At 63.5% G+C, this 21,476-nt stretch carries 19 protein-coding genes; 12 read left to right on the forward strand and 7 right to left on the reverse strand.

What is annotated here, in order from left to right:
• Nucleotides 1-130 precede the first annotated feature (130 nt).
• From BLQ01_RS15220 to BLQ01_RS15235, 5 genes are all read left to right on the forward strand, one after another.
• Nucleotides 131-1,990 (forward strand): glycoside hydrolase family 3 protein, encoded by a 1,860-nt coding sequence (locus BLQ01_RS15220; RefSeq protein ID WP_254779481.1) that lies wholly within the window; start codon nucleotides 131-133, stop codon nucleotides 1,988-1,990.
• Nucleotides 1,991-1,995: 5 nt separating this feature from the next.
• The gene (locus BLQ01_RS22555; RefSeq protein ID WP_217638387.1) at nucleotides 1,996-3,315 is read left to right on the forward strand and encodes a glycosyl hydrolase; all 1,320 of its coding nucleotides are present in this window, start codon (nucleotides 1,996-1,998) and stop codon (nucleotides 3,313-3,315) included.
• Nucleotides 3,275-5,176, forward strand: a complete 1,902-nt coding sequence (locus BLQ01_RS22560) for a glycosyl hydrolase (protein ID WP_254779482.1) — start codon at nucleotides 3,275-3,277, stop codon at nucleotides 5,174-5,176. The genes BLQ01_RS22555 and BLQ01_RS22560 overlap by 41 nt, the downstream gene beginning before the upstream one ends.
• Before the next feature lie 26 nt (nucleotides 5,177-5,202).
• Nucleotides 5,203-6,774: a family 43 glycosylhydrolase gene (locus tag BLQ01_RS15230; RefSeq protein ID WP_254779483.1), complete on the forward strand. Its 1,572-nt coding sequence runs from the start codon at nucleotides 5,203-5,205 to the stop codon at nucleotides 6,772-6,774.
• A 95-nt stretch (nucleotides 6,775-6,869) separates the two neighbouring features.
• Nucleotides 6,870-7,820: a cation diffusion facilitator family transporter gene (locus tag BLQ01_RS15235; protein WP_091552649.1), complete on the forward strand. Its 951-nt coding sequence runs from the start codon at nucleotides 6,870-6,872 to the stop codon at nucleotides 7,818-7,820.
• Here BLQ01_RS15235 and BLQ01_RS15240 read toward each other — a convergent pair.
• A complete protein-coding gene (locus BLQ01_RS15240; protein WP_091552651.1) occupies nucleotides 7,817-8,650 on the reverse strand; it encodes a helix-turn-helix transcriptional regulator in 834 nt (277 codons plus the stop codon). The genes BLQ01_RS15235 and BLQ01_RS15240 overlap by 4 nt on opposite strands.
• A gap of 86 nt (nucleotides 8,651-8,736) precedes the next feature.
• On the opposite strand from BLQ01_RS15240, the gene ilvD reads away from it, so the two are divergent.
• A complete protein-coding gene (ilvD, locus tag BLQ01_RS15245) occupies nucleotides 8,737-10,599 on the forward strand; it encodes a dihydroxy-acid dehydratase (RefSeq protein ID WP_091552652.1) in 1,863 nt (620 codons plus the stop codon).
• A gap of 89 nt (nucleotides 10,600-10,688) precedes the next feature.
• Here the strand turns inward: ilvD and BLQ01_RS15250 are convergent, their stop codons facing one another.
• The gene (locus tag BLQ01_RS15250; protein ID WP_091552654.1) at nucleotides 10,689-12,491 is read right to left on the reverse strand and encodes a thiamine pyrophosphate-requiring protein; all 1,803 of its coding nucleotides are present in this window, start codon (nucleotides 12,489-12,491) and stop codon (nucleotides 10,689-10,691) included.
• Between the two features lie 252 nt (nucleotides 12,492-12,743).
• Between BLQ01_RS15250 and BLQ01_RS15255 the strand changes: the two genes are divergently transcribed.
• Nucleotides 12,744-12,965 (forward strand): hypothetical protein, encoded by a 222-nt coding sequence (locus tag BLQ01_RS15255; RefSeq protein WP_026542114.1) that lies wholly within the window; start codon nucleotides 12,744-12,746, stop codon nucleotides 12,963-12,965.
• A gap of 79 nt (nucleotides 12,966-13,044) precedes the next feature.
• On the opposite strand, the gene BLQ01_RS15260 is transcribed toward BLQ01_RS15255, so the two are convergent.
• Both BLQ01_RS15260 and BLQ01_RS15265 read right to left on the reverse strand, forming a co-directional pair.
• Nucleotides 13,045-13,341, reverse strand: a complete 297-nt coding sequence (locus BLQ01_RS15260; RefSeq protein ID WP_091552656.1) for a hypothetical protein — start codon at nucleotides 13,339-13,341, stop codon at nucleotides 13,045-13,047.
• Nucleotides 13,342-13,438: 97 nt separating this feature from the next.
• Nucleotides 13,439-14,155, reverse strand: coding sequence for a DUF3592 domain-containing protein (locus BLQ01_RS15265; protein WP_139183503.1), 717 nt, complete (start codon nucleotides 14,153-14,155; stop codon nucleotides 13,439-13,441).
• A gap of 398 nt (nucleotides 14,156-14,553) precedes the next feature.
• Here BLQ01_RS15265 and BLQ01_RS15270 point away from each other — a divergent pair, with 398 nt between their 5' ends.
• Genes BLQ01_RS15270 through BLQ01_RS15280 form a run of 3 tightly spaced genes read left to right on the forward strand, consistent with a single transcriptional unit; the run spans nucleotide 14,554 to nucleotide 17,638 of the window.
• Entirely contained in the window at nucleotides 14,554-14,934 is a 381-nt protein-coding gene (locus BLQ01_RS15270; protein ID WP_026542112.1) for an META domain-containing protein, read from the forward strand.
• Nucleotides 14,935-14,982: 48 nt separating this feature from the next.
• Nucleotides 14,983-16,005, forward strand: a complete 1,023-nt coding sequence (gene glsA / locus BLQ01_RS15275; protein ID WP_091552659.1) for a glutaminase A — start codon at nucleotides 14,983-14,985, stop codon at nucleotides 16,003-16,005.
• Nucleotides 15,995-17,638, forward strand: a complete 1,644-nt coding sequence (locus BLQ01_RS15280) for an MFS transporter (protein WP_254779484.1) — start codon at nucleotides 15,995-15,997, stop codon at nucleotides 17,636-17,638. The genes glsA and BLQ01_RS15280 overlap by 11 nt, the downstream gene beginning before the upstream one ends.
• Before the next feature lie 7 nt (nucleotides 17,639-17,645).
• On the opposite strand, the gene BLQ01_RS15285 is transcribed toward BLQ01_RS15280, so the two are convergent.
• From BLQ01_RS15285 to BLQ01_RS22425, 3 genes are all read right to left on the reverse strand, one after another.
• Entirely contained in the window at nucleotides 17,646-18,053 is a 408-nt protein-coding gene (locus BLQ01_RS15285) for a DUF6855 family protein (RefSeq protein WP_026542109.1), read from the reverse strand.
• Between the two features lie 28 nt (nucleotides 18,054-18,081).
• Complete coding sequence (locus BLQ01_RS15290) at nucleotides 18,082-19,413, reverse strand: MFS transporter (protein WP_091552662.1); 1,332 nt, start codon at nucleotides 19,411-19,413, stop codon at nucleotides 18,082-18,084.
• Nucleotides 19,414-19,524: 111 nt separating this feature from the next.
• The gene (locus BLQ01_RS22425) at nucleotides 19,525-19,692 is read right to left on the reverse strand and encodes a hypothetical protein (RefSeq protein ID WP_175493455.1); all 168 of its coding nucleotides are present in this window, start codon (nucleotides 19,690-19,692) and stop codon (nucleotides 19,525-19,527) included.
• Between the two features lie 199 nt (nucleotides 19,693-19,891).
• Between BLQ01_RS22425 and BLQ01_RS15295 the strand changes: the two genes are divergently transcribed.
• Nucleotides 19,892-20,728 (forward strand): hypothetical protein, encoded by an 837-nt coding sequence (locus BLQ01_RS15295; protein ID WP_091552664.1) that lies wholly within the window; start codon nucleotides 19,892-19,894, stop codon nucleotides 20,726-20,728.
• Nucleotides 20,712-21,461 carry a LamB/YcsF family protein gene (locus tag BLQ01_RS15300; protein ID WP_091552665.1) on the forward strand — a complete coding sequence of 250 codons (750 nt, stop codon included), beginning with the start codon at nucleotides 20,712-20,714 and terminating at the stop codon, nucleotides 21,459-21,461. The genes BLQ01_RS15295 and BLQ01_RS15300 overlap by 17 nt, the downstream gene beginning before the upstream one ends.
• Nucleotides 21,462-21,476: the final 15 nt, after the last annotated feature.

The following is a 21,476-nucleotide window of genomic DNA, read 5'->3' on the forward strand; positions in this document are numbered from 1 at the left end:
AAAGCGAAGCCGGTTCGGGCACTTCCACGTGCCATCATCCTCCAGCTTCGCGTCGCCAAACAATAAAAGTCTAGCAACTTTTACCGGTCATCGGATAAACTATATGAAACCCATCACACAAGGAGGCCGCGTGCGGCGATCTGTTTCAACCACTGAAGACGGTGTCCAGTACCGGGACTTGAACGGGAACGGTGTACTGGATCCCTACGAAGATCCCCGCCTGGATGCGGCAACGCGCGCCAAGGATCTCCTGTCGCGTTTGTCGGTGGAAGAAAAAGTCGGACTGCTGTTCAACACGGTCATGGTCGTCGGTGAGCCGGGGGACCACGATGCCGCCAGCCCCTTCGGGCCCGAGACTCCCCGCGACTTTGTGGTGGGCAGGTCCATCAACCACTTCAACGTTGGCCACTTCCCTTCGGCGGAGCACATGGCCCGCTGGCAGAACGCCATGCAGGAACTCGCCGAGCTCACCCCGCACGGGATCCCCATTACTTTTGGCACCGATCCCCGCCATGGTTTCGCACAAAATGACGGAATGGCCTTTGCCGCCGGCTCATTCTCGCAGTGGCCCGAGCCCATGGGCCTGGCCGCTCTCGGCGAGGCCGCCGTCGTCAGCGACTTCGCACAGACGGCCAGGAGCGAGTACGTCGCGGTCGGACTCCGCGCGGCCCTTCATCCACAACTTGACCTGGCATCTGATCCCCGCTGGGCCCGTCAACTGCAGAGCTTCAGTTCAATTCCGGCCGTTGCCTCGGAGTACGGTGCGCTGCTCATCGCAGGACTGCAGGGCCAAAAGCTGTCCTCCACGAGCGTCGCCTGCACCGCCAAGCACTTCCCGGGCGGTGGCGCGCAGGAAGACGGTGAGGACCCACACTTCCCCTCCGGCAAAGCCCAGGTCTACCCCGGCGGCAACTTCGAAGAGCACCTGGCCCCCTTCCGGGAGGCGATCGCCGCCGGCACCAGCGCGATCATGCCTTACTACTCACTGGCGAAAGACCTGGTTATCGACGGTATCGAAGTGGAGGAGGTGGGCTTTTCGTACAACAAGTATCTGATCACCTCCCTTCTTCGCGGGCAGCTCGGCTTCGAGGGGGTTATCCTCACTGACTGGCAGCTGGTCACGGACCTCGAGGTCTTCGGCCTGCCCTTCCCTGCCAAAGCGTGGGGCGTGGAGCACCTCAGCCCGCTGGAGCGGGTGGAGAAGCTCTTCGACGCCGGTGTGGACCAGCTTGGGGGCGAATCCTGCACCGAGTTGGTGCTTGAGCTGCTGGCCGACGGCAGGTTGTCCCCGGAACGGGTTGATGCTTCTGTGCTGAGGATCCTGCGGGTTAAATTCGAGCTCGGTCTCTTCGACAATCCCTACGTTGACGCGGATGCTGTCAGCGCGGTGGTCGGTTCGGCCCGGTTCCGCGACGCCGGCCACCGCGCCCAGGCGGAATCAGTGACGATCCTCAAGGACGATGGGTTGCTGCCGCTGCGGGCAGACACCCGGGTATATGTCGAAGGCGTCAACCCGGATGTCGTTGGGGATCGGGTCACCCTTGTGGATGACGCGAAGGATGGCGACGTAGCTCTGGTCCGCCTCACGGTCCCCTACGAACCACGCAACGAGTACTTCCTGGACGCCATGACGCACCAGGGAAGCCTCGACTTCCCGGAGGAGGACATCGCGCGGGTGAGGGCCCTGGCAGAAGAACTCCCTGTCATCCTGGACGTCTACTTGGAACGGGCAGGAATCCTGACCCCCTTCGAGGACATTGCCTCGGCCATCACCGCCAACTTCGGTGCCTCCGACGCTGCCCTGTTCGACGCCTTGACGGGCGCTATCCCGCCCAAAGGCCGGTTGCCGATTGAGCTTCCCCGGTCCATGGCCGCCGTCGAAGCTTCCCATCCTGACGTGCCCAACGACACCGAAGATCCGCTCTACCCCTATGGTGCCGGCCTCAGCCTGCCATCACCTTCCCGGAGCGAATCCGGAATGCGCACGTGAACGGGATGACCGGGAAACATCAATCGGGCGAAGTTTTCTGGAGTGAGTTCGTCGATGCCCCGGATTCGGCGCGGCCACGTGCCTGGTGGCACTGGATGGACGGCAACGTAGAACATGAAGGCATCCGCGCTGACCTCCGCTGGCTCCACTCGGTGGGCGTCCGGGGCGTCCAGGCCTTCGACGGCGCGCTGGGGAATCCGCTCGTGGTGGAGGAAGCCGTGATTCCCGGAAGCAAGCAGTGGCGCGAAGCCATTGACGTTGCCGTCACTACCGCCCACGAGCTCGGCTTGGACTTCACTGTTGCCACATCGGCCGGTTGGAGTGCCTCGGGGGCTCCGTGGGTTGATAAGGCCGATGCCATGCGCAAGCTGGTGTGGTCGCAGACTGTGGTCGAAGGCGGCGAACCGGCCCAGCTCAACGATCTGCCGGACGTCGCAGGGCCGTACCAGGACATCCCAAAATGGGGATCGGGCCCCGGAGTTGAGCCGGATGGAGGCTCGGGCGATGCGAAAGACCTGTTTGCCTTGGCCATCCCGTTCCACAGCGTCCACGATGCTTTGGAGCCCGCTTTCGTGCGCACCTCCGATTCACCCGCCGAAGCGGTCAGCGTCGGCCATGCCGCCGTCGTCGAAGGTTTCCGCCTGGCGCGCGATCCTGACAACCATTCGGTCGCCTGGGTCGAACAGTCCTTTGCCGCGCCGGTGACGGTGCGTTCGTGCGTCATCGAGCTCCCTGGCCCCCACGGCTTCGGCGCGGCTCCGCCCGCCAGTGCCACGCTTCAGGTCCGGAATGACGACGGCGGTTACGTCACCGTCTGCACCCTCCCGGCGACGCAGTGTCCGTCCCGGAGCATGTCCTTCGCCCCGGTCAGCGGTACCCACTTCCGGGTGCTGTTGCAGGGTGAGGGGATATCGACCGTCCTGGCAGCGTTCGAGAAAGGTGTGGTGCCCCCGCCGGTGTTCCGTCCGCTCAGCGAGTACGTGGTCACCACCTTTGCACTCTACGAAGCCGGCATGCCCGCGCACCGGGAAGCCAAGAGCGGCTTCGCAACGGCAACCGACTACGACGAGCTGGAGACTGATCCGCGGGCAGGAACCGGGGTGGTTCCGCTGGCCGGGATCCTTGATGTCAGCAGCCGGATTTCACGGGGAATGCTTTCGAGCCCCCTCCCGGAGGGTACGTGGCGGGTTATTCGCTTCGGGGCCTCCCTGACGGGACAGACCAACGGGCCGGCCCTCCCGGAAAGCCACCGGGCTCGAGGTCGACAAACTCGACAGCGAAAGGGTGCGGCGCTATATCTCCACCCATCTGGCACAGTTCGGTGACGCCCCGATTGACGGCCTCCTGAGCGACAGCATTGAGGCCGGGCTGCAGAACATCACGGACCAGCTCCACCACCGGTTCTTCGATCGCCGGGGCTACGACATGATCCCCTGGATGCTTTCCGTGGCCGGTTTTTTGGTGGAGGACCCGGCATCCACTGACCTCTTCCTTGCCGATTTCCGGCGGACGATCGCTGAGGTATTCGCTGAGTCGTACTACGGAACGTTGTCCGAAGAAGCGCACAAGCGCGGCGCGATCTACTACGCCGAGGCGTTGGAAGACCGCAGGCCGCAGCTCGGCGATGATCTTGCCATGCGCTCGCACGCAGACGTTCCGATGGGAGCCATGTGGACCTTCAGTCCTGAAGGAGGCCCGGCACCCACCTACGTGGCGGACCTGAAAGGGGCGTCGTCGGTGGCGCACGTTTACGGGCGCAGCCACACGGGCGCTGAAGCTTTCACCTCAGGACGGAACCCGTGGAGTGATTCGCCGAAGTCGTTGAAGCACGTGGCCGACCTCCAGCTCACCTTGGGGGTGACCCGCTTCTGCCTCCATACTTCCCCGCACCAACCCAGCCAGGTACCGCCACCCGGGATCGCCCTGGCGCCCTCGCTCGGGCAGTCCTTTACCCGCAACGAAACCTGGGCATCCAGTGCCAGGCCTTGGGTGGACTACTTGGCCCGGTGCTCCCATCTGCTGTCCTTGGGCCGGCCGGCGGTGGATATTGCCTACTTCATAGGGGAGGAAGCCCCTGTCACCGCCCTCTTCGGCAACACCTTCAACCACGATGTTCCCGTTGACTACGACTACGACTACATCGGCCCGGACGCACTCGGTACTGTCCTGGATGTTCAAGAGGGGGAGCTGCGGGCAGGCACCTCCCGCTACAAGCTGCTCTATCTGGGCGGCGCCTGCCACCGCATGAGCACAGGCGCGCTGCGCGCAATCCTGCGACTGGTGGAACAGGGGGCTGTGGTCGTTGGGCAACGTCCAACGGCCCTGCGCTCACTTGCTGACGACCCTCATGAACATCAACGGCTCTGCGAGGCGATCTGGGGCAGCTGGAACAGCGGCCAAGTTTACGCCACCGCAGACCTGGCATCCGTGCTGCGGGATCATTTTCCACCCCGGGTGATAATCGGGGACCCCCGCGTAAGGCGGATCGCCCGTTGGCTCGGTGATGACCAGCCTCTGCTGTTCATCGCCAACCCAGCCAATGAAGAGTTGCGCACCACGGTGACCCTGCCGGACTCCGATGGCACGTTCGTTGCCTGGAACCCGGTGACACTGGAACAACATGCCCTCACACCCGCGGAAGGTGGAGAGGGTTTCGACGTATGGCTGCCCCCTTATGGTTCGCTCTTCATCCTCACGGGTGAAGCCGGGCCTCGTCCCGAAAAGGAGTGGCTCGCGGAGGTCAGCGGAGAATGGACCCTCACCATCCCGGGCTCGGATCCTGTGCAGCTGGCCCACGCCGCCTTCTGGACAGATCCCGGAATCGGGGCGGTGGACTTCTCTGGAACGGCCACTTACGAGGTTGATTTCCAACTCCACGGCCCCGAACTCCCGCACGCCATCCAGTTCGCCGAGGTTTCTGATGTAGCGCAGGTCAATATCAACGGAGAAGAGTCCGGAATTCTCTGGACCGCTCCTTACAGGGTGTCCACCAACGCGCTCAAGCCAGGGATGAACCGCATCCGGATCAGCGTCACCAACCCGTGGCGCAACCGGCTGATTGCTGAAGCCCGCAGCAGCACCGGGACGCTCTTCCCGCCCATGACCGCCGTGTTCAACAATGAAGCCGGGATCCTGCCCGCAGGGTTACTGGGACCACTGCATTTGGTCTACGGAGACCGCCCATGATCCCCACTAGTGAAAAGACTGGATGCATGAAAAACCAAGCAATGACTTCCGCCGCGGCGCTGGAGGGCCAACGCCAGGCCGACCTCGGCGACGGAACATACCTGAACCCGATCTTTGCCGGGGACCACCCGGACCCGGCAATCCTGCGCGACGGTGACGACTACTACGTGACCTTCTCGTCGTTTGAATCCACGCCCGGACTGGTCATCTGGCACTCGAAGGACCTGCTGAACTGGCAACCGCTGGGCCCGGCCCTTTCGACGCCGATCGGCTGTGTCTTCGCAGTGGACATGTGCAAGGTGGACGGCCGGTACTTCATCTACATTCCGGTCATCCCCACTGCCGTCTCCCCGGACCCCAAAGCGCCTGTGCTGACCTATGTCATCCATGCCGAAAACATGGCCGGGCCCTGGAGCGAGCCCATCAGCCTGGGCATCGAAGGGCACATCGATCCCGGGCATGTGGTGGGGGAGGACGGGAAACGCTATCTTTTCCTCAGCGGTGTCAGCCGTGTCCGGCTTACCGACGACGGATTGGCCACAGCCGGCCCCGTGGAACACGCCTACGATGGCTGGCGCTACCCCGACGATTGGGTCGTTGAGGCCTACGCACTGGAGGGGCCAAAACTGACCCGCCGCGGCGAGTACTTCTATCTCACGACGGCGGTTGGCGGCACCTCCGGTCCGCCCACCGGGCATATGGTCACCGTGGCCCGGTCCCGCTCTATTAATGGCCCCTGGGAGGACTGTCCCCGCAACCCCATCATCAGGACGTGGGATGCAAGTGAGCCCTGGTGGAGCAAGGGCCATGCCACGTTGTTTGAGGGCCCCAACGGCCAATGGTGGAGCATTTATCACGGCTATGAGAAGGGCTTCGCCACCCTCGGCCGGCAGACACTGTTGGAACCCATCGAATGGGACGGGGACGGATGGCCCAGGGCAGGCGGGGGAGACCTTTCAGCACCGTTGCCTGCGCCACTGCCGGTGCCGTTTCCCGTGCCACTGCCGGCTGCCTCACCGGTATCCGGCCAGGGCCACGGAGCTCCCTTGTCCGACGACTTTTCCACGGAGCGCTTTGGAACCCAGTGGTCGTTCCACTCACCGTCCAAGGATGAATACCTTCGGGCATCCTTCGACGACGGACTGGTCCTGCAGTCCCGCGGAACCGCCCCCTCGGACAGCTCGCCGCTAACGTGCATTGTTGGCGATAAGCGCTACGAGATCACGGTGGAAATGGAAGTGCGTGGCGATGCCCAGGGCGGGATGCTGTTGTACTACAGCGACCGCCTGTTCTGCGGCATGGGCCACGACGGCGGCCGCATGACGAGTTACCGTGCCGGCAGGGCCATCCCTTACTGGCGTGAACCAGCCCCTGCAGCCCGGACCATGCACCTGCGGATAGTCAATGACAACCACATCGTCACCCAGTACTACAGCCTGGACGGGATCGACTGGACCAGGCATGGACTTCGTTTCAACGTGGAGGGTTACAACACAAATACGGCCGACGAACTCCTCAGCCTGCGCCCGGCACTGTTTGCTTCCGGGGCGGGGGAAGTGCGGTTCAGGAACTTCAACTATCGCGTTCTGGACGACTGAGCAGTCTCCGGAGTCCGCTTGGCGCGGGCTGCCGCCATTGAGGAAAATATGCGACGCCGGGACACCTTCCGGCAGCGGTTGGGTACGGTTTCCCTATGGCGGCATCCCAGAAGCGAACAGAATCCGGCTCCACCTTGCTCACGGTCATCATCGCGTTCGTGGCGAACGCGCTGGTTGCGGCGGCAAAGTCGGTGGCGGCTGCCCTGACGGGTTCGGCGTCGATGACTGCCGAAGCCGCACACTCCTGGGCTGACACCGGCAACCAGGTTTTCCTGTTCATCGCCGAACGCCGCTCCCAACGCCCGCGGGACAAGGGCCATCCGATGGGCTATGGCCGCGAAGCGTACGTGTGGTCGATGTTTGCCGCTTTCGGGCTCTTCACCGCCGGAGCGGTGGTGTCCATCATGCACGGTATCCAGGAAATCATTGAGCCGGAACCGGCCTCGGACTTCACTATCGCGTATGTGGTGCTCGCAGTGGCTTTTGTCCTGGAAGGATTCTCCTTTGCGCAGGCCTTCCGGCAGACGAGGAAAGCCGCCCGGCAGCTGGAACGCCGCACCCTGGAGCAGGTTCTGGTCAGCTCCGATCCCACCCTGCGCGCCGTCTTCGCCGAGGATGCTGCCGCGCTGATCGGGCTGGTAGTGGCCTTCATTGGTGTTTTCCTGCATCAAATCACCGGATCACCCCTGCCGGATGCCGTTGGCTCGATCGTTGTTGGGGTCCTGTTGGCGATAGTTGCCGTGGTGCTGATCGACCGCAACCGGCGGTTCCTGGTGGGCCAGGGTGTCACTCCGGACATTGAGCGCTCCATGGCACTGAGGCTTCTGGAACACCGGGACATCGCCCGGCTCACCTATCTGCACCTGGAATTCGTGGGTCCGCGGAAGCTCTACCTTGTGGCGGCAGTGGACCTGCAGGGGGACCACCCGGAGCACGAAGTCGCCGTGGCCCTGCGCAGGATCGAGCGCGAACTCGAAGACCACGAAACTGTGGAAGAGGCTGTGCTGACATTGGCCACTTCGGACGAGGCAGCCCTCTCTCCCTAGCCGGAGACCGACCTCAGCCGCTGCATCTGCTCCCCGGCGTCACTCCCTGGCGCGGGGGTGTAGACCACTATGTGAAGGTCGGGCCTGTCCGAGGGCGAGACCTGGTGGTGTTCCATGTGCAGCACGCCAACGGCCGGGTGATGGAATTGTCGTTCGCGGGATTCAAAGCCCAGGATGTCGTACCGGTCCCAGCTCTCCTGGAATTCCGGGCTTGCTGCCTTGAGCCGCTCCACTTGGTAGGCCACATCCGGATCGCCGAGGCGCTGCCCGGTTTCGGCTCGGAACTCAGCCAAAAAGCGCTTGCTGGTCACATCCCAGTCCGGGAGGAGGTCCCGGATGTAGGGATCGGTGAAGACCAGCCACAAAAGGTTCCTGTCGGCGGCGTCGAACGTTCCAATGTTCGGATAGAGGGCCTCGTAGGCGCGGTTCCACCCGGCAATGCCCCAATCCGGCGACAAGGCATAGGAGGGGTTGGGGTCCAAAGCATCAAGGAGCCGCTGCACATGGGCAGGAGCATCGGCCGCCACCGGCCCCTTCGGCAGGGCAGATGCATAGCCGCCCAGGGAAAGCACGTAACTCAACCCTGTATCTGAAAGGTGGAGGGCCCGCGCTATGGATTCCAGCACCTGCCGCGACGGGCTGATGTCACGTCCCTGTTCCAGCCAGGTGTACCAGGTGACGCTCACCCCTGAGAGGAACGCGATCTCCTCGCGCCGGAGCCCGCGCTCGCGGGAACGCCCCACCGGGGGCAGTCCGTAATCGGAGCGAAGGGCTTGGTTGCGGCGGGTCCTGAGGAAGAGTCCCAGTTCTTTGCGCCTCTCATCTTTCACGAGTCCAACACTATTACTCTGGTACTTTCACTACTAGTAGCAGCGCCGTCTTCCGCCAGACGTAGAAGAACAGCAGGATGGTATCCATGCCTGCACTCCGCTCCAGAACAGTTACCCACGGCCGCAACATGGCCGGAGCCCGCGCACTGCTGCGTGCCTCCGGCGTTGCCAACACGGACATCGGCAAGCCGATCATTGCCGTGGCCAACTCCTTCACCGAATTCGTCCCCGGCCACACCCACCTGGCCCCCGTGGGCAGGATCGTCTCCGACGCGATCCTCGCAGCCGGTGCCGTGCCGCGCGAGTTCAACACCATCGCCGTGGACGACGGCATCGCCATGGGCCACTCCGGCATGCTCTATTCCCTGCCGTCCCGGGATTTGATTGCCGACTCCGTGGAGTACATGGTCAACGCCCACTGTGCCGATGCCTTGGTTTGCATCTCCAACTGCGACAAGATCACCCCGGGCATGCTCATGGCCGCGCTGCGCCTGAACATCCCCGTAGTGTTCGTCTCCGGCGGCCCCATGGAGGCCGGCCGGGTGACCCTTACCGATGGTTCCGTGCGCTCCCTGGACCTGGTCAACGCCATTTCCGACGCCGTGGACGAATCCATCTCCGATGAAGACATCAACCTCATCGAAGAGAACGCCTGCCCCACGTGTGGATCGTGCTCGGGCATGTTCACCGCGAACTCCATGAACTGCCTCGCCGAGGCGATCGGCCTGGCCTTGCCGGGCAATGGCTCCGTGCTCGCGACCCACACGGCCCGTAAGGCACTGTACGAAAAGGCCGGCGCCACCGTGGTTGATCTCGTCAAGCGTTACTACGACGGCGACGACGACTCCGTGCTGCCGCGCTCCATCGCCACCAAAGAGGCCTTTGACAACGCCATGGCCCTGGACATCTCCATGGGCGGCTCCACCAACACCATCCTGCACCTGCTGGCCGCGGCCCAGGAAGCCGGCGTTGACTACGGCCTTGCCGAGATGGACGCCAAGTCCCGCCAAGTGCCGTGCCTTGCCAAGGTGGCCCCGAACGTCGCCGGGGACAAGACCTACTACATGGAGGACGTGCACCGCGCCGGCGGCATCCCCGCGCTGCTGGGCGAGCTGAACCGCGGCGGCCTCCTGCACAAGAACGTCCACTCCGTCCACTCCAACGACCTCGACGGCTGGCTGGACGATTGGGACATCCGCGGCGGCAAGGCCACCGAGGAAGCGCAGGCACTGTGGCACGCGGCTCCCGGTGGAGTCCGCTCCTCCACAGCCTTCTCGCAGTCGAACCAGTGGACCTCCCTGGACACCGACGCTGAGGGTGGCTGCATCCGTTCGGTGGAGCACGCTTTCTCCAAGGACGGCGGCCTGGCCGTTCTGCGCGGCAACGTTGCCGTGGACGGCGCCGTGGTGAAGACCGCCGGCGTGGATGAGTCCATCTGGATCTTCGAGGGCCCCGCCGTTGTCTGCGAGTCGCAGGACGAAGCCGTGGAGAAGATCCTGAACAAGTCCATCAAGGAAGGCGACGTGGTGGTCATCCGCTACGAAGGCCCCAGGGGCGGGCCGGGCATGCAGGAAATGCTCTACCCCACCTCCTTCCTCAAGGGCAGGGGCCTGGGCAAGAAGTGCGCCCTCATCACCGATGGACGCTTCTCCGGCGGTACCTCGGGCCTGTCGATCGGGCACATTTCCCCGGAAGCTGCTTCCGGTGGTGCCATCGCACTGGTGGAGGATGGCGACATCATCAGCATCGACATCACCCAGCGCTCCCTCGAGCTGCAGGTTTCCGACGAGATCCTCGCCGAGCGCCGCGAAAAGCTGGAAGTCAACGGCGGTTACAAGCCGAAGGACCGTGACCGCCACGTATCCCCGGCCCTGCGCGCCTACGCCGCCATGGCCCTGTCCGCGGACAAGGGCGCCGTGCGTGACGTTTCGCTGATCGAGAACCTCTAAGGCTCCGGTTCGCGCTTAAGCCGCCTGCCGTCGTCGTGCTTCATCCAACGCACGACGACGGCGGGCGGCTTTTGCATTGTGCCTGGTGGCTACTTGCCCCGTAACTCCGATTCACCCTCCGCGTAGGTGTCCAGCAGCTTGCGCGCATGCTCTCCGTCGGGGCCCTCCTGCGACAAAGCGGACCTCATGCCCTCAAGCTTCTCTTCGCCGGCAGGGAAGGGCGGAAGCAGCGGGGTGTTCGGATCGGTCAGTACTTCCAGGACGGTGGGCCGGTCCATGCCAAGGGCGTAGTCCCACGCTTCGCCCAGCTTGGCGTGGTCTTCCACCCGGACGCCGGCAAGGCCCAGCAGCTCGCCATAGGCTGCGTAGGGGAAGTCGGGAATCTGCTGGCTGGCCGGGAACCTTGGTTCCACCTCGTTTTCCCGCTGCTCCCACGAGACCTCGGCAAGGTCCCGGTTATTGAACACGCAGACCACGAACCGCGGATCAGCCCACTCGCGCCAACGGTGTGCAACAGTGATCAGCTCGGCGACGCCCAGCATCTGCATGCCGCCGTCCCCGGCCAGTGCCACCAACGGCCGGTCCGGGTAGGCCAGTTTCGCCGCCAGGCCGTAGGGGATCGCGCAACCCATGCTGGCGAGCGTGCCGCTCACGTGGGCGGGAACCCCGGGCGGAAGGACCAATTGGCGGGCGTACCAGTAAACGCAACTGCCGACGTCGATACTCAGCTGGGCGTCGCCGGGGAGCCTCCCGTTGAGTTCGCGGACCACCAGTTCGGGATTGACCGGCCGGGCAGGGACGTTTGCCCGTTCTTCCGAGAGCCGGCGCCATGCACGCACCTGGTGTTCGACGTCCTCCCGCCACGTGGCGCGGGACGGTTGGGTCCTGCCCGCAAGGCGCTTGCCCAAAGCGGTGAGTGTTCCGGCGGCATCGCCCACCAGGCCCACCTCGACGGGGTAGCGGTTGGCTATCTTCCGGCCGTCGATGTCGATTTGGACGGCCTTGGCGGTGCCCGGCTTCGGGTAGAACTCGGTCCAGGGATCGTTTGAGCCGATGATGAGCAGGGTGTCGCAGTTCTCCATAAGGTAGGCGCTGGCAGTGGTACCGAGGTGGCCCATCGTTCCCGCCGCCAAGGGGAGGGTCTCGTCAACGCAGGGCTTGCCCAGGAGGCTGGTGGTGATTCCGGCATTGAGTTGTTCGGCCAACTCCACGACTTCCTTTTGGGCGCCCCGGGCACCTTGGCCGACGAGCAGCGCGATCCGTTCGCCCGCGGAGAGGATTTCCGCAGCTGCGTCCAGGTCCTCTTCGCGGGGCATGACCTGCGCCGGGTGCCATACGGGCGCCGTGACAACAATGCCGTGTTGTTGTTCCAGCTCAGGTGCCTCTGCGGACTGGATATCGTGTGGAACAATCACAACGCACGGGGACCTGGTCTCGAGTGCGGTGCGGAAGGCCCGGTCGATCAGCATGGGGACCTGCTCGGGCGAGCTGGCAAGCTGGGCGAACTGGGCTGCCACATCCTTGAACAGTGTCAGCAGATCGATCTCCTGCATGTAGGCCGAGCCCAAAACCGTGGTGCTCTGTTGGCCGATGATTGCCACGACGGGGACGCTGTCCATCTTGGCGTCGTAGAGTCCGTTGAGCAGGTGGACGGCGCCTGGGCCTTGTGTGGACGTCACGACGCCTACGCCGCCGGTGTACTTGCCGTGCCCTACGGCCATGAAGGCTGCTGCTTCCTCGTGCCTGGCCTGGACAAACTCCACTGTGTCTTCGGCCCGGCGAAGGGCTCCCATGAAACCGTTGATGCCATCGCCGCTGTAGCCGAAGACCCTGTCCACGCCCCAGGCCTGGAGACGTTCCACCATGAGGTCTGAAACTGTTCGCTGCGTCATTTGGGCTCCTCGTCAGTAGGGGTGAGTTACTGCCTGAGGACATAGTAAGCATACTTAGCTATGCGGCATGCCGGGAGCGGTTGCGGATCCTTCGCCGCGAATTTTCCTTTGCTTTGCGGATATTGCCCCAAAGGCGGGCAATGGTGGGCTATCTTGATCGTTATGTGGCCGGCTCTTTCATGTGGAGAAATCACAAATTGACAGGCTACTTAGTACGTTTGCAATTGTTCCGTATCGATGAAAGGAAATGCTGTGGCTGTTTCTGTTGAATTGGGCAAAGCACTCGACAAAGCCTACGAAAACTCAACACTGGATGAAATCCTCGCCGCCCCACCATCGGCACTTGCCGGCCTGACTGACAAACACAATGAACTGCTCGCAGATCTGGGCATAAAGACAGTCCGGGACCTCGGCAGCAATAAGTTCTTCGCCGCAGCCGGCGTGCTGGTAGCCCTTTCTGGAAAAGCCGGATAGCCCACTACGCCTCAACGCAAGCGGACGACGCCGGGAACTACCCGCCGTCGTCCGCTTGCGTTCTACCGTGGGTGCCTCGCTAAGCAGCTTCGTCCCGCCGGCTGTGCGGTGGCGGAAGCCGCACCGCACCGCCGTCGCGACTCTGGAGCTGCAGGGGGACTACCCCGTGTTCGGTGGTGCGTTCCTGGGGCTTTTTCGCGTGGGGGCGGTGAAGCAACAGCGCGGCGAATGGTGCCAGGAGCAGCAGGAGGGTCACCGTACCCAGCCCGGCCACACCGGCAAGGACCAGCACCCCGGCCATGAACATGAGGTGGATATCCGGTGCGTCGGTAGACGCAAGGGCGGCCGTCAGGGCCATTCCGTTGGGTGACTTCACAATCGTGCTCCTGGCGCATCCGTTGGCTGTTCTTCCGTCACCTGATACGTAGGCGGAACAGCGGAATCATGATGCGGTTTCCGGGTCCCAATGTTCTTCAGGACCGGCGCAAGGGCATGTCCTTTGCCAGCTGCACAACAATCTTCTTGTCGTTGCCCGGATCTGTGGGGTCGTACCACAGCATGGTCTCCTGGCCGTCCACCACTGGCTCTGCGGCAGTGATCAGCAAGGCCCTCTGGACCCACCGCTGGACGCCGCCCGCATCATGGAATGTGAACGTGACGGTGGTCAGGATCTTCGCGCTGTCACTGAACGAGACGTAGCCCTTGTCGGTGACTCTCGCCGGGGTCATGGTGCCGGTCCTCATGACGTCAGCCTCACGCCGGGCGGCGTTCCTGCGGGCCCTGGCGCCGATGATGCCCAGGCAGCCCAGAAGCAGGAAGATCAGCAGGCAGCCACCGCCCGCCCACGTCAGGAGAGGCGGATAGTCCAATTGGGCAGCGGCGGTTCCCACCCCCAAGGTGGCACCCAGCCAAGCCAAGGTTCCGCCCAGGGCCAGGCCCAGATTGCTGCTCCTGATGGCCAGGGCCGTCCACGCAATGGAACTCAGGACAAGGATCGGGATGCTCACAATGATGGCCGTCAGGGCGAGGACCGGAGGCTCGGCGTCCTCCAGTACTGCCAGATGGGGCCAGCCGTAACCTGCCGCGAGTCCTCCGATGAATTGGAAGCCCAGGGTCAGCACAATGCCCACCGGACCCGGGCGTTTGTTGGCGCGGAGTTTCCTGGCGGCGATCGGATCCACGGTGCTCATGGAAGACATTAAACAGGGGGCGGCCCTCAATCAGGGGCAGGCTTGCACCATCGGATTGCAGAGCACTTTTCCGCCAATCAAACATTTCTTCAAACTCCGCGTCACGTTTCCGCAGGTCAAGGCACATAATGAGTGCCCATGTCGTTGAACCGCGGACTGCGCCGTTGCCCTTTTCGGCTGCGTTGCGGTTCAAGGACGGAGTTAGCAGCGATGGGTGTGGTGGGTTCTGGGGCCCGCCCGGGGCGCCGTCGCTGCGTAAACCGGGCTAGTGCGGTCGGTCGTCTGAGTCGCGACCGGCCGCACGATCCGGCATGCTGAATTGTGAACGCCATCAAATGTTTACAGATAAATTCACAAATATGTGGTGAAGATACGGGCTGCAAACCTAAACTGGCCGCATGGTGCAGACCCGGATCCGCATTTTTAGCGCTGTTTCCCTGGCATTCCTTGCTGCCACATTTTTGGGCGGCTGCGCGGGAAGCGGTACAAGTCCATTCGTCGGTGTGTGGGGTGACGCCGGCGACACCAAACAGCCCTCCCTCGACCTGAAATCAGATGGCACCGCCACTGGGACTGACGGCTGCAACAGGCTCGTCGGCTCCTGGAAAGAGGACGGCAAAACCATCTCGTTCGGAGGGTTCTCCTCCACCCGCATGGCATGTCCAGGGGTAGATGCGTGGCTTTCGAACGCCGCCACAGCCAAGATCCAGGAAGACGGAAAGCTTGCGGTTTTCGATCAGGGAGAAGACCAGATCGGCACGCTCACCGCCGGCAAGTAAGCGAGTTCCTCAGCAGGAAGTTTTCCAACGAGATCTTTGGGGGTAGCTGTGTTGGATTCAAATACTGATGGCGTTGAGCAGACAGCCTCAACGGGAACATTGCCCGGCTGGGAACAGGTTGATTCCCTGGTTGCGGCCGCCCATGAACGGAACCGCGGGTGTACGGACGGTGCGGTGGCAGACTACATTCCCGTCCTGGCGCAGGCCGACCCTGAACTGTTCGGCGTCTGCGTGGTTGAAGTGGACGGCGGAGAGCACGTGGTGGGCGATGCCGACGTGGAGTTTTCCATCCAGTCCATTTCCAAGGCTTTCGTCTACGCCCTGGTCTGTGAGGAATTCGGGCATGCGGCTGTGGCTGACCTGGTGGGGGTAAACAACACCGGGCTGGCCTTCAACTCGGTGATAGCCATCGAGCTCAATGATGGACACCCCATGAATCCCATGGTCAACGCCGGCGCGCTGGCAACAACAGCGCTGATGCCAGGCACAACACCGGACGAGCAGTGGGCCGCCATCCAATCCGGGTTGTCTGCCTTCGCGGGCCGTGACCTGGTGCTGGATGGGGAAGTCTACGAATCCGAGGCTGCCACCAATACCAGGAACCGGGCCATTGCCCGGCTTTTGGAAAGCTACGGCAGGATCGGGCGGGACCCGCTGGGCGTCGTCGACGTTTATACCAAGCAATGCTCGCTGAAAGTCAGTGCCCGCGACCTCGCCATTATGGGTGCCACCCTGGCCGATGGCGGCGTCAATCCCGTAACCGGCAAACGGGTGGTTTCAGCCGAGGTTTGCCGGGATACCCTGGCTGTCCTGGCGGCCAACGGACTGTACGAACGCTCAGGGGAATGGCTGTTCGAGATCGGGCTCCCGGGTAAGTCCGGGGTGTCCGGCGGGCTCCTCACGATCTCGCCCGGGAAGGCCGGAATCGGCGCTTTTTCGCCCCGGCTTGATCCCGCGGGGAACAGTGTCCGTGGCCAGCAGGCCACCGCGTATCTGTCGCGCGTCCTGGGCCTGAACATTTTTGCGTCCCAAGCCCACACACCAACCGGGAGGTCCTCGAATGTCCACTAGTACGGCGGTCTCCTCCAGCACGGAACAAAAAGCGTCCTGGATTCCCATGATCGGGTTGTTCCTGGCCCAGGTCCTCATGTCCTTCAACGTTGCAGCGCTCCCGGTATCACTGGGCGGAATGGTCCAGGATTTCGGTGTTCCGCCCACCACCGTCAGCACCGTCATCGTGACCTATGGGCTGGTGGTGGCAGCCCTGGTCATGGTGGGTGCCAAACTCGGTCAGCGCATCGGATGGGTGGTCATCTTCAGGGTGGTGGTGGCGCTGTTCGCCGCATCGGCTTTGATGATGATCTTCGCGCCAACGGTGGGATGGGCCATTGCGGCCCAGGCATTCGCGGGAGCGTCGGCGGCCATCATCGTGCCCTCGCTGGTGGCATTGATCGCCGAAAATTACCACGGCGCCCAGCAGGCCACCGCCATCGGCTCGCTCGGTTCAGCCCGTGCCCTCTCCGGTGTCAGCGCCTTCCTCATCGGCGGCACCCTGGGCACCCTGGTGGGCTGGCGGCCCGTGTTCGGCATCGTGCTGGGACTCGCCGTGGCGGTCTTCGCGTTCAGCTTCAAGCTCCGCTCAGACCGCGGCAACCCTGATGTGAAGATCGACGTCGTCGCTGCCGCCCTTATCGGTGCGGGCATCGTCTCCCTTACGCTCGGCTTCAACAACCTCAACGCCTGGGGTCCGCTGGCCGCAACCGAAGGTGCACCCTTCGATGTCCTGGGAGTCTCACCTGCGCCCCTGCTGATCCTTATCGGCGTCATCCTTGGCCAGTCCTTCTTCATGTGGACCAGGAAACGGACCAAGGATGGGAAAGCGCCCCTGGTGAGCCTGGCAGTTCTGGGATCATCCCGGGAACGGGCGGCGGTCTATGCCATGTTCATTGTGGTTTCCCTGGAGGCGGCGCTGAACTTCACTGTTCCCCTGTACATCCAGATCGTCCAAGGCCGCACCCCGTTCGATACATCCTTGGCCATGATGCCGTTCAACCTGACGGTTTTCATCACCGCCACCCTCGTTGTCCGGTTCTACAAGCGCTACAGCCCACGGACCATCGCCGTGTTTTCCTTCATCCTCACCACCGTCGCGCTGGCGTGGCTTGCCTTGGTGGTCACCAATAACTGGGAGACGCTGCCAACCATCCTGGGCCTGTTCGTCTTCGGCGTTGGGCAGGGAGCCTTGGTGACCCTGGTCTTCAACGTCCTGGTCACCGCTGCCCCCAAGGAACTTGCCGGCGACGTCGGCTCGATCCGTGGCACCACCCAGAACCTGGCCTCGGCCGTGGGCACCGCTTTGGCCGGTGCACTGCTGGTGACCATCCTCAGCCTCAACGTTGGTCAGGCGGTCATGAACAATGTGGAACTCCCGGACCCGCTCAAACAGCAGGTGAATCTGGACAACGTCAATTTCGTCAGCAATGACAACCTCAGGGAAGTCCTCAACAACACCACCGACGCCACCGAAGCGCAGGTGGAGACCGCCGTCGCCATCAATACCGACGCCCGGCTCAGGGCGCTCAAAACGGGACTGCTGATCCTGGCAGCCGTGAGCGCCGTCGCCATTCTTCCCGCCACCAAGCTGCCCAAGTACCGGCCCCACGAGATCCCCGATCCGCAGGAGCCCAAACCCGGAGATGGCTGAGCGAAAGCTACTGTGCGATGCCCCGCATGCTGTTGTTCCGCTTCTCATGCGTCAGCTCTGCCAGGCCGAGAGCCTCGAGCAGCGGCGGCATGTACATTCCGAAGCGGCCCCGGTAGCCCTTGCGCAGCCCGTACCAACCACCCACGGGGTTGTCCTCGCTTCGCCCCCAGGCCTCCACCGTTCCGGCTGCGGCTTCCTTGCCTTCGTCGGCGGCTCCCAGCGGTACCCAGTCGCCCTGTTCCATAAGCCAGGCATGGAGGTCATCGATCGCACGCAGTTGGTACAGCAGCTTGGTGGATCCAACCTGGCAGACAATGGCGGGGGGATCGGCAGCATCGTCCCTGTACATGGTGTAATCGGAGGATCCCGGCGGAGTGGTGAGCTGCCAGGGATCGTCCTTGGTTCCTGCGGCCATGATGTGTCCTTTCGTGGTGGTGCCCACGCTACACAGCGTCGGGCTGGGTGTCTGCAGCTTCGCCAGGTGCGGCATCCGGGGTCAAAGGATTTCCGATCTCATCGGTCATCATGCGGGCCACGAAGAGCGCAACGAAAGCCATAAGGGGGCACACCAGGCCTCCGATGAGGAAGATCAGCCACAGGGGAACCACCTGGGCCATGGGTCCGGCGAGCGCCATGGAAACGGGCATCAGGGCCAGGGAGACAAAGAAGTCCAGGCTGGAAATCCTGCCGAGCAAGTGCCGCGGCACGCGCCGCTGCAGCAGCGTGCCCCAGATAACCGTTCCAATTCCTTCGGTGACCCCGAAGACGAGCATGGCGGCGCCGAGCATCCAAAAACTGTCCATGAAACCAATCGCGGCAACGGGCAGGCTTCCCAGGCCCCATGTCAGCACCATGACGGTCAGGTAGCGGCGGGGAAGTCGCAGGGACGCTGTTGCCAGGGCAGCGATGGCACTGCCAACCCCCATGATGGCCAGCAGGAAACCGAACATCCTGGAGTCCCCACCCAGTTGGTCCCGCACCACGAAGGGCAACAAAACCTCAATGGGCCCAATGAGGAACAGCACGGACAAACATGCCCAGATCAGGGTCCACAGAAGCCAGGGTGTACGGATGGTGTAGCTGAAACCTTCTGCGAGATCCTTGAACAGGGACGAATTTGCCGTGGCTTCACCTGGACCAACCATCCCGGCGGCTTCTGTGCCCAGCTGGACCGGAAACCCCGGGGTTTGCCGGCTCAGGAAGTTCACGATTCCAAACGCCAGCAGATGGCACATGGCAACCCCCGCGACGGCATGGGCGGGGGACAGGGAGGCCACCAGTATTCCGGCAAGTGCGGGCCCGGCTGCCTGTTGGAGGACAGGCCTCACGGTGCCCTCCAAACCGTTGGCGGCAAGGAGGTCGTCAGCGGGAAGGATCCGCGGAAGGATCGCCGAATAGGCCGGGAAGAAGAAGGCCTGCCCCACGCCGAGGACAAAAGCGCCGATGGCAAGATGCCAGAGTTGCAGGACATTGACCATGGCCAACGCCGCAATGGTGGCAATGACGGCCAGGTTGGCGCCCTCTACCGCGATGATCAGGAGCCGTTGCGGGAGCCTGTCCGCAGCGATGCCACCGGCCAGCACGAAAGCCACCAGGCCGACGCTGGCCGCAGTTGCCACCAGCGATAGTTCCAGTGGGCCGCCCCCGAGGTGGATGACCTCGTAGACCATGGCCACTGCCCACATGCCGGAGCCAAAAATGGAAATGGACAGCGCGGCAATCAACACCCTGAATTCCCTGTGCGCAAAGGGACGCAGCGCTCTCAACGCGGCCATTTCACCACCCTATGCCTGCGCGTGGATGCCGTGGAAGGCACTCGTGCCGGTAGGCGCGCGCCGGGGGGAAGGCACTCGTGCCGGTGGGCACGGGGCGGAAGGAACCTGCGGTTATGAAGCGTCCGACGGCGGGGCGTCGCCGTCGTCGGTGTCCGCACCTTCCGCCGGGTCCTGGCTGTGGAGGCCGGTATCGTGCGGAACCCAGCCCTCCGGCTGGCCCTCCGCAGGGGCGTCGGCGTGGCGCCTGGCAGCGTCGTCGTTCTTGTCCGGGGTGTTCATGGCGGATACTCCCTGTCCTTGCGTGGACTGCTTCCGTGAGTGCCCCCAGTCTACGCCGCACAATGGCTGGTGCGAGGTCAGCTGTGCGCGGAATAGTATCCACATAGGCCCCCGGCGAAGCCTCGTCCGACTGGGGTGTGGCATAGGCTGAATCCAGTAGTTCCCCTTATGACGAACCAGCTGCCAAGGAGAGGTGAAGATGCCCAAGCGACCCAACCCGGCGGTGAAGATCGCCCAGGAGACAGCCCACAACGCTGTCTTCGATGAGCAAGGCAACACCAAGCCCGGCGTCCATAACGTCTTGTTGAAGGCAGTCGAAGTCCAGCGTCCTTTGGTCCTGGCCAACCTGCGCAGGCTGCAACGAAAGCACCCGCGTGACACGCCGGCCCAGCTCGCCGCGAAACTTGAGCGCCATTACTTGCTGGCAATCTCCGGTGGCGGCGCCGCAGTGGGTGCCACCGCCGTCGTCCCCGGCATCGGAACCGCGGCATCCTTGGGCCTTTCGGCGTTGGCTACCGTGGGCTTCCTGGAGACCACGGCCCTGTACGCGTCTTCACTGGCCGAGCTCCACGGCATCCGGCTTACCGATCCTGTGCGGGCGCAGACCATGGTCATGGCCATCATGCTGGGCGAGGAAGGCACGTCCATGCTCGGAGCTTTGAGCGGCCAATCGCTCGGCCGTGGCAAGGGCGTGACCAATGCGTGGGGCAGGACCCTTACCAAGAAGATCCCGGGAAGTGGATTCGGCGTCATCCGCGACTCCATCCAGCGGGCCTTCCTCAAGAACCTCGTGAAGCGCCAGGGAACCGCGTTCCTCGGCCGTGCCCTGCCTTTCGGCATCGGCGCAGTAGTGGGTGGTGGCGGCAACCTGATGATGGGCCGCGCCGTGGTGGCCACCGCCAAGGAAGCATTCGGCCCGCTGCCGGACACCGTCCCCGGTGAGCTGCTCCCCAACGCATCACAGACCCTGGCCGCTCCCGAAGCGGCACCGGAAACCCCCACGCTGGAAGGCGGTAACAGTGGACCTGAACGCTGACCTGGGAGAGTCCTTCGGATCGTGGACCATGGGCGATGATGCCTCGATGTTCCGCATCGTCAGCAGCGCCAATGTCGCTTGCGGGTTCCACGCCGGCGATCCCCTCACCATGCTGGACAGCTGCCGGGCAGCGTTTGAGCTGGATGTCCGGGTGGGAGCCCACGTGGGTTACCGGGACTTGGCGGGCTTCGGCCGGCGCTCACTGGACATGACGTTCGACGAACTTTTCGGCGATGTCTTGTACCAACTCGGTGCCCTGGACGGCATGGCCCACGCTGTGGGGGCATCGGTGGATTACGTGAAGCCACACGGGGCGTTGTACAACCGGATTGTCCATGACTCCGAGCAAGCAGAAGCCATAGTGGCCGCCGTCCACGCGTACGATCCCGGGCTGCCCGTACTTGGCCTGCCGGGCTCTGAGTGGCTGAAATTCGCCGAGGAAGCAGGGCACCCGGTGTTCCGGGAAGCATTTGTGGACCGCGCCTATCTTCCCGATGGCACACTGGTGCCGCGCAGCCAGGAAGGTGCAGTTCTTCATGACCCCGCTGCCGTGGTGGCCCAAGCCGTGCGGCTGGCAACCCGCAAGGAAATCCTGGCCATCGACGGAACTGTTGTCCCGGTGGTGGCTGATTCTCTGTGCATTCACGGAGATACTCCGGGCGCCGTCAGCATGGCAGCTGCTGTCCGGGAAGGACTGGAGCAGGCAGGTGTACAGATAGAGGCGTTCGCTTAGGCCTGAGTCAGGGCG

Origin of the sequence: Arthrobacter sp. UNCCL28, from assembly GCF_900102805.1 — a bacterium.
Lineage (GTDB): Bacteria > Actinomycetota > Actinomycetes > Actinomycetales > Micrococcaceae > Arthrobacter > Arthrobacter nicotinovorans_A.

What these genes read in the sequence shown, in the direction of transcription:
- BLQ01_RS22555 (WP_217638387.1), top strand. Translation starts at nt 1,996, where the DNA reads ATGACCGGGAAACATCAATCGGGCGAAGTTTTCTGGAGTGAGTTCGTC.
- BLQ01_RS15230 (WP_254779483.1), top strand. Translation starts at nt 5,203, where the DNA reads ATGAAAAACCAAGCAATGACTTCCGCCGCGGCGCTGGAGGGCCAACGC.
- BLQ01_RS15235 (WP_091552649.1), top strand. Translation starts at nt 6,870, where the DNA reads ATGGCGGCATCCCAGAAGCGAACAGAATCCGGCTCCACCTTGCTCACG.
- ilvD (WP_091552652.1), top strand. Translation starts at nt 8,737, where the DNA reads ATGCCTGCACTCCGCTCCAGAACAGTTACCCACGGCCGCAACATGGCC.
- BLQ01_RS15250 (WP_091552654.1), bottom strand. Translation starts at nt 12,491, where the DNA reads ATGACGCAGCGAACAGTTTCAGACCTCATGGTGGAACGTCTCCAGGCC.
- BLQ01_RS15265 (WP_139183503.1), bottom strand. Translation starts at nt 14,155, where the DNA reads ATGAGCACCGTGGATCCGATCGCCGCCAGGAAACTCCGCGCCAACAAA.
- BLQ01_RS15270 (WP_026542112.1), top strand. Translation starts at nt 14,554, where the DNA reads ATGGTGCAGACCCGGATCCGCATTTTTAGCGCTGTTTCCCTGGCATTC.
- BLQ01_RS15280 (WP_254779484.1), top strand. Translation starts at nt 15,995, where the DNA reads ATGTCCACTAGTACGGCGGTCTCCTCCAGCACGGAACAAAAAGCGTCC.
- BLQ01_RS15285 (WP_026542109.1), bottom strand. Translation starts at nt 18,053, where the DNA reads ATGGCCGCAGGAACCAAGGACGATCCCTGGCAGCTCACCACTCCGCCG.
- BLQ01_RS15290 (WP_091552662.1), bottom strand. Translation starts at nt 19,413, where the DNA reads ATGGCCGCGTTGAGAGCGCTGCGTCCCTTTGCGCACAGGGAATTCAGG.
- BLQ01_RS22425 (WP_175493455.1), bottom strand. Translation starts at nt 19,692, where the DNA reads ATGAACACCCCGGACAAGAACGACGACGCTGCCAGGCGCCACGCCGAC.
- BLQ01_RS15295 (WP_091552664.1), top strand. Translation starts at nt 19,892, where the DNA reads ATGCCCAAGCGACCCAACCCGGCGGTGAAGATCGCCCAGGAGACAGCC.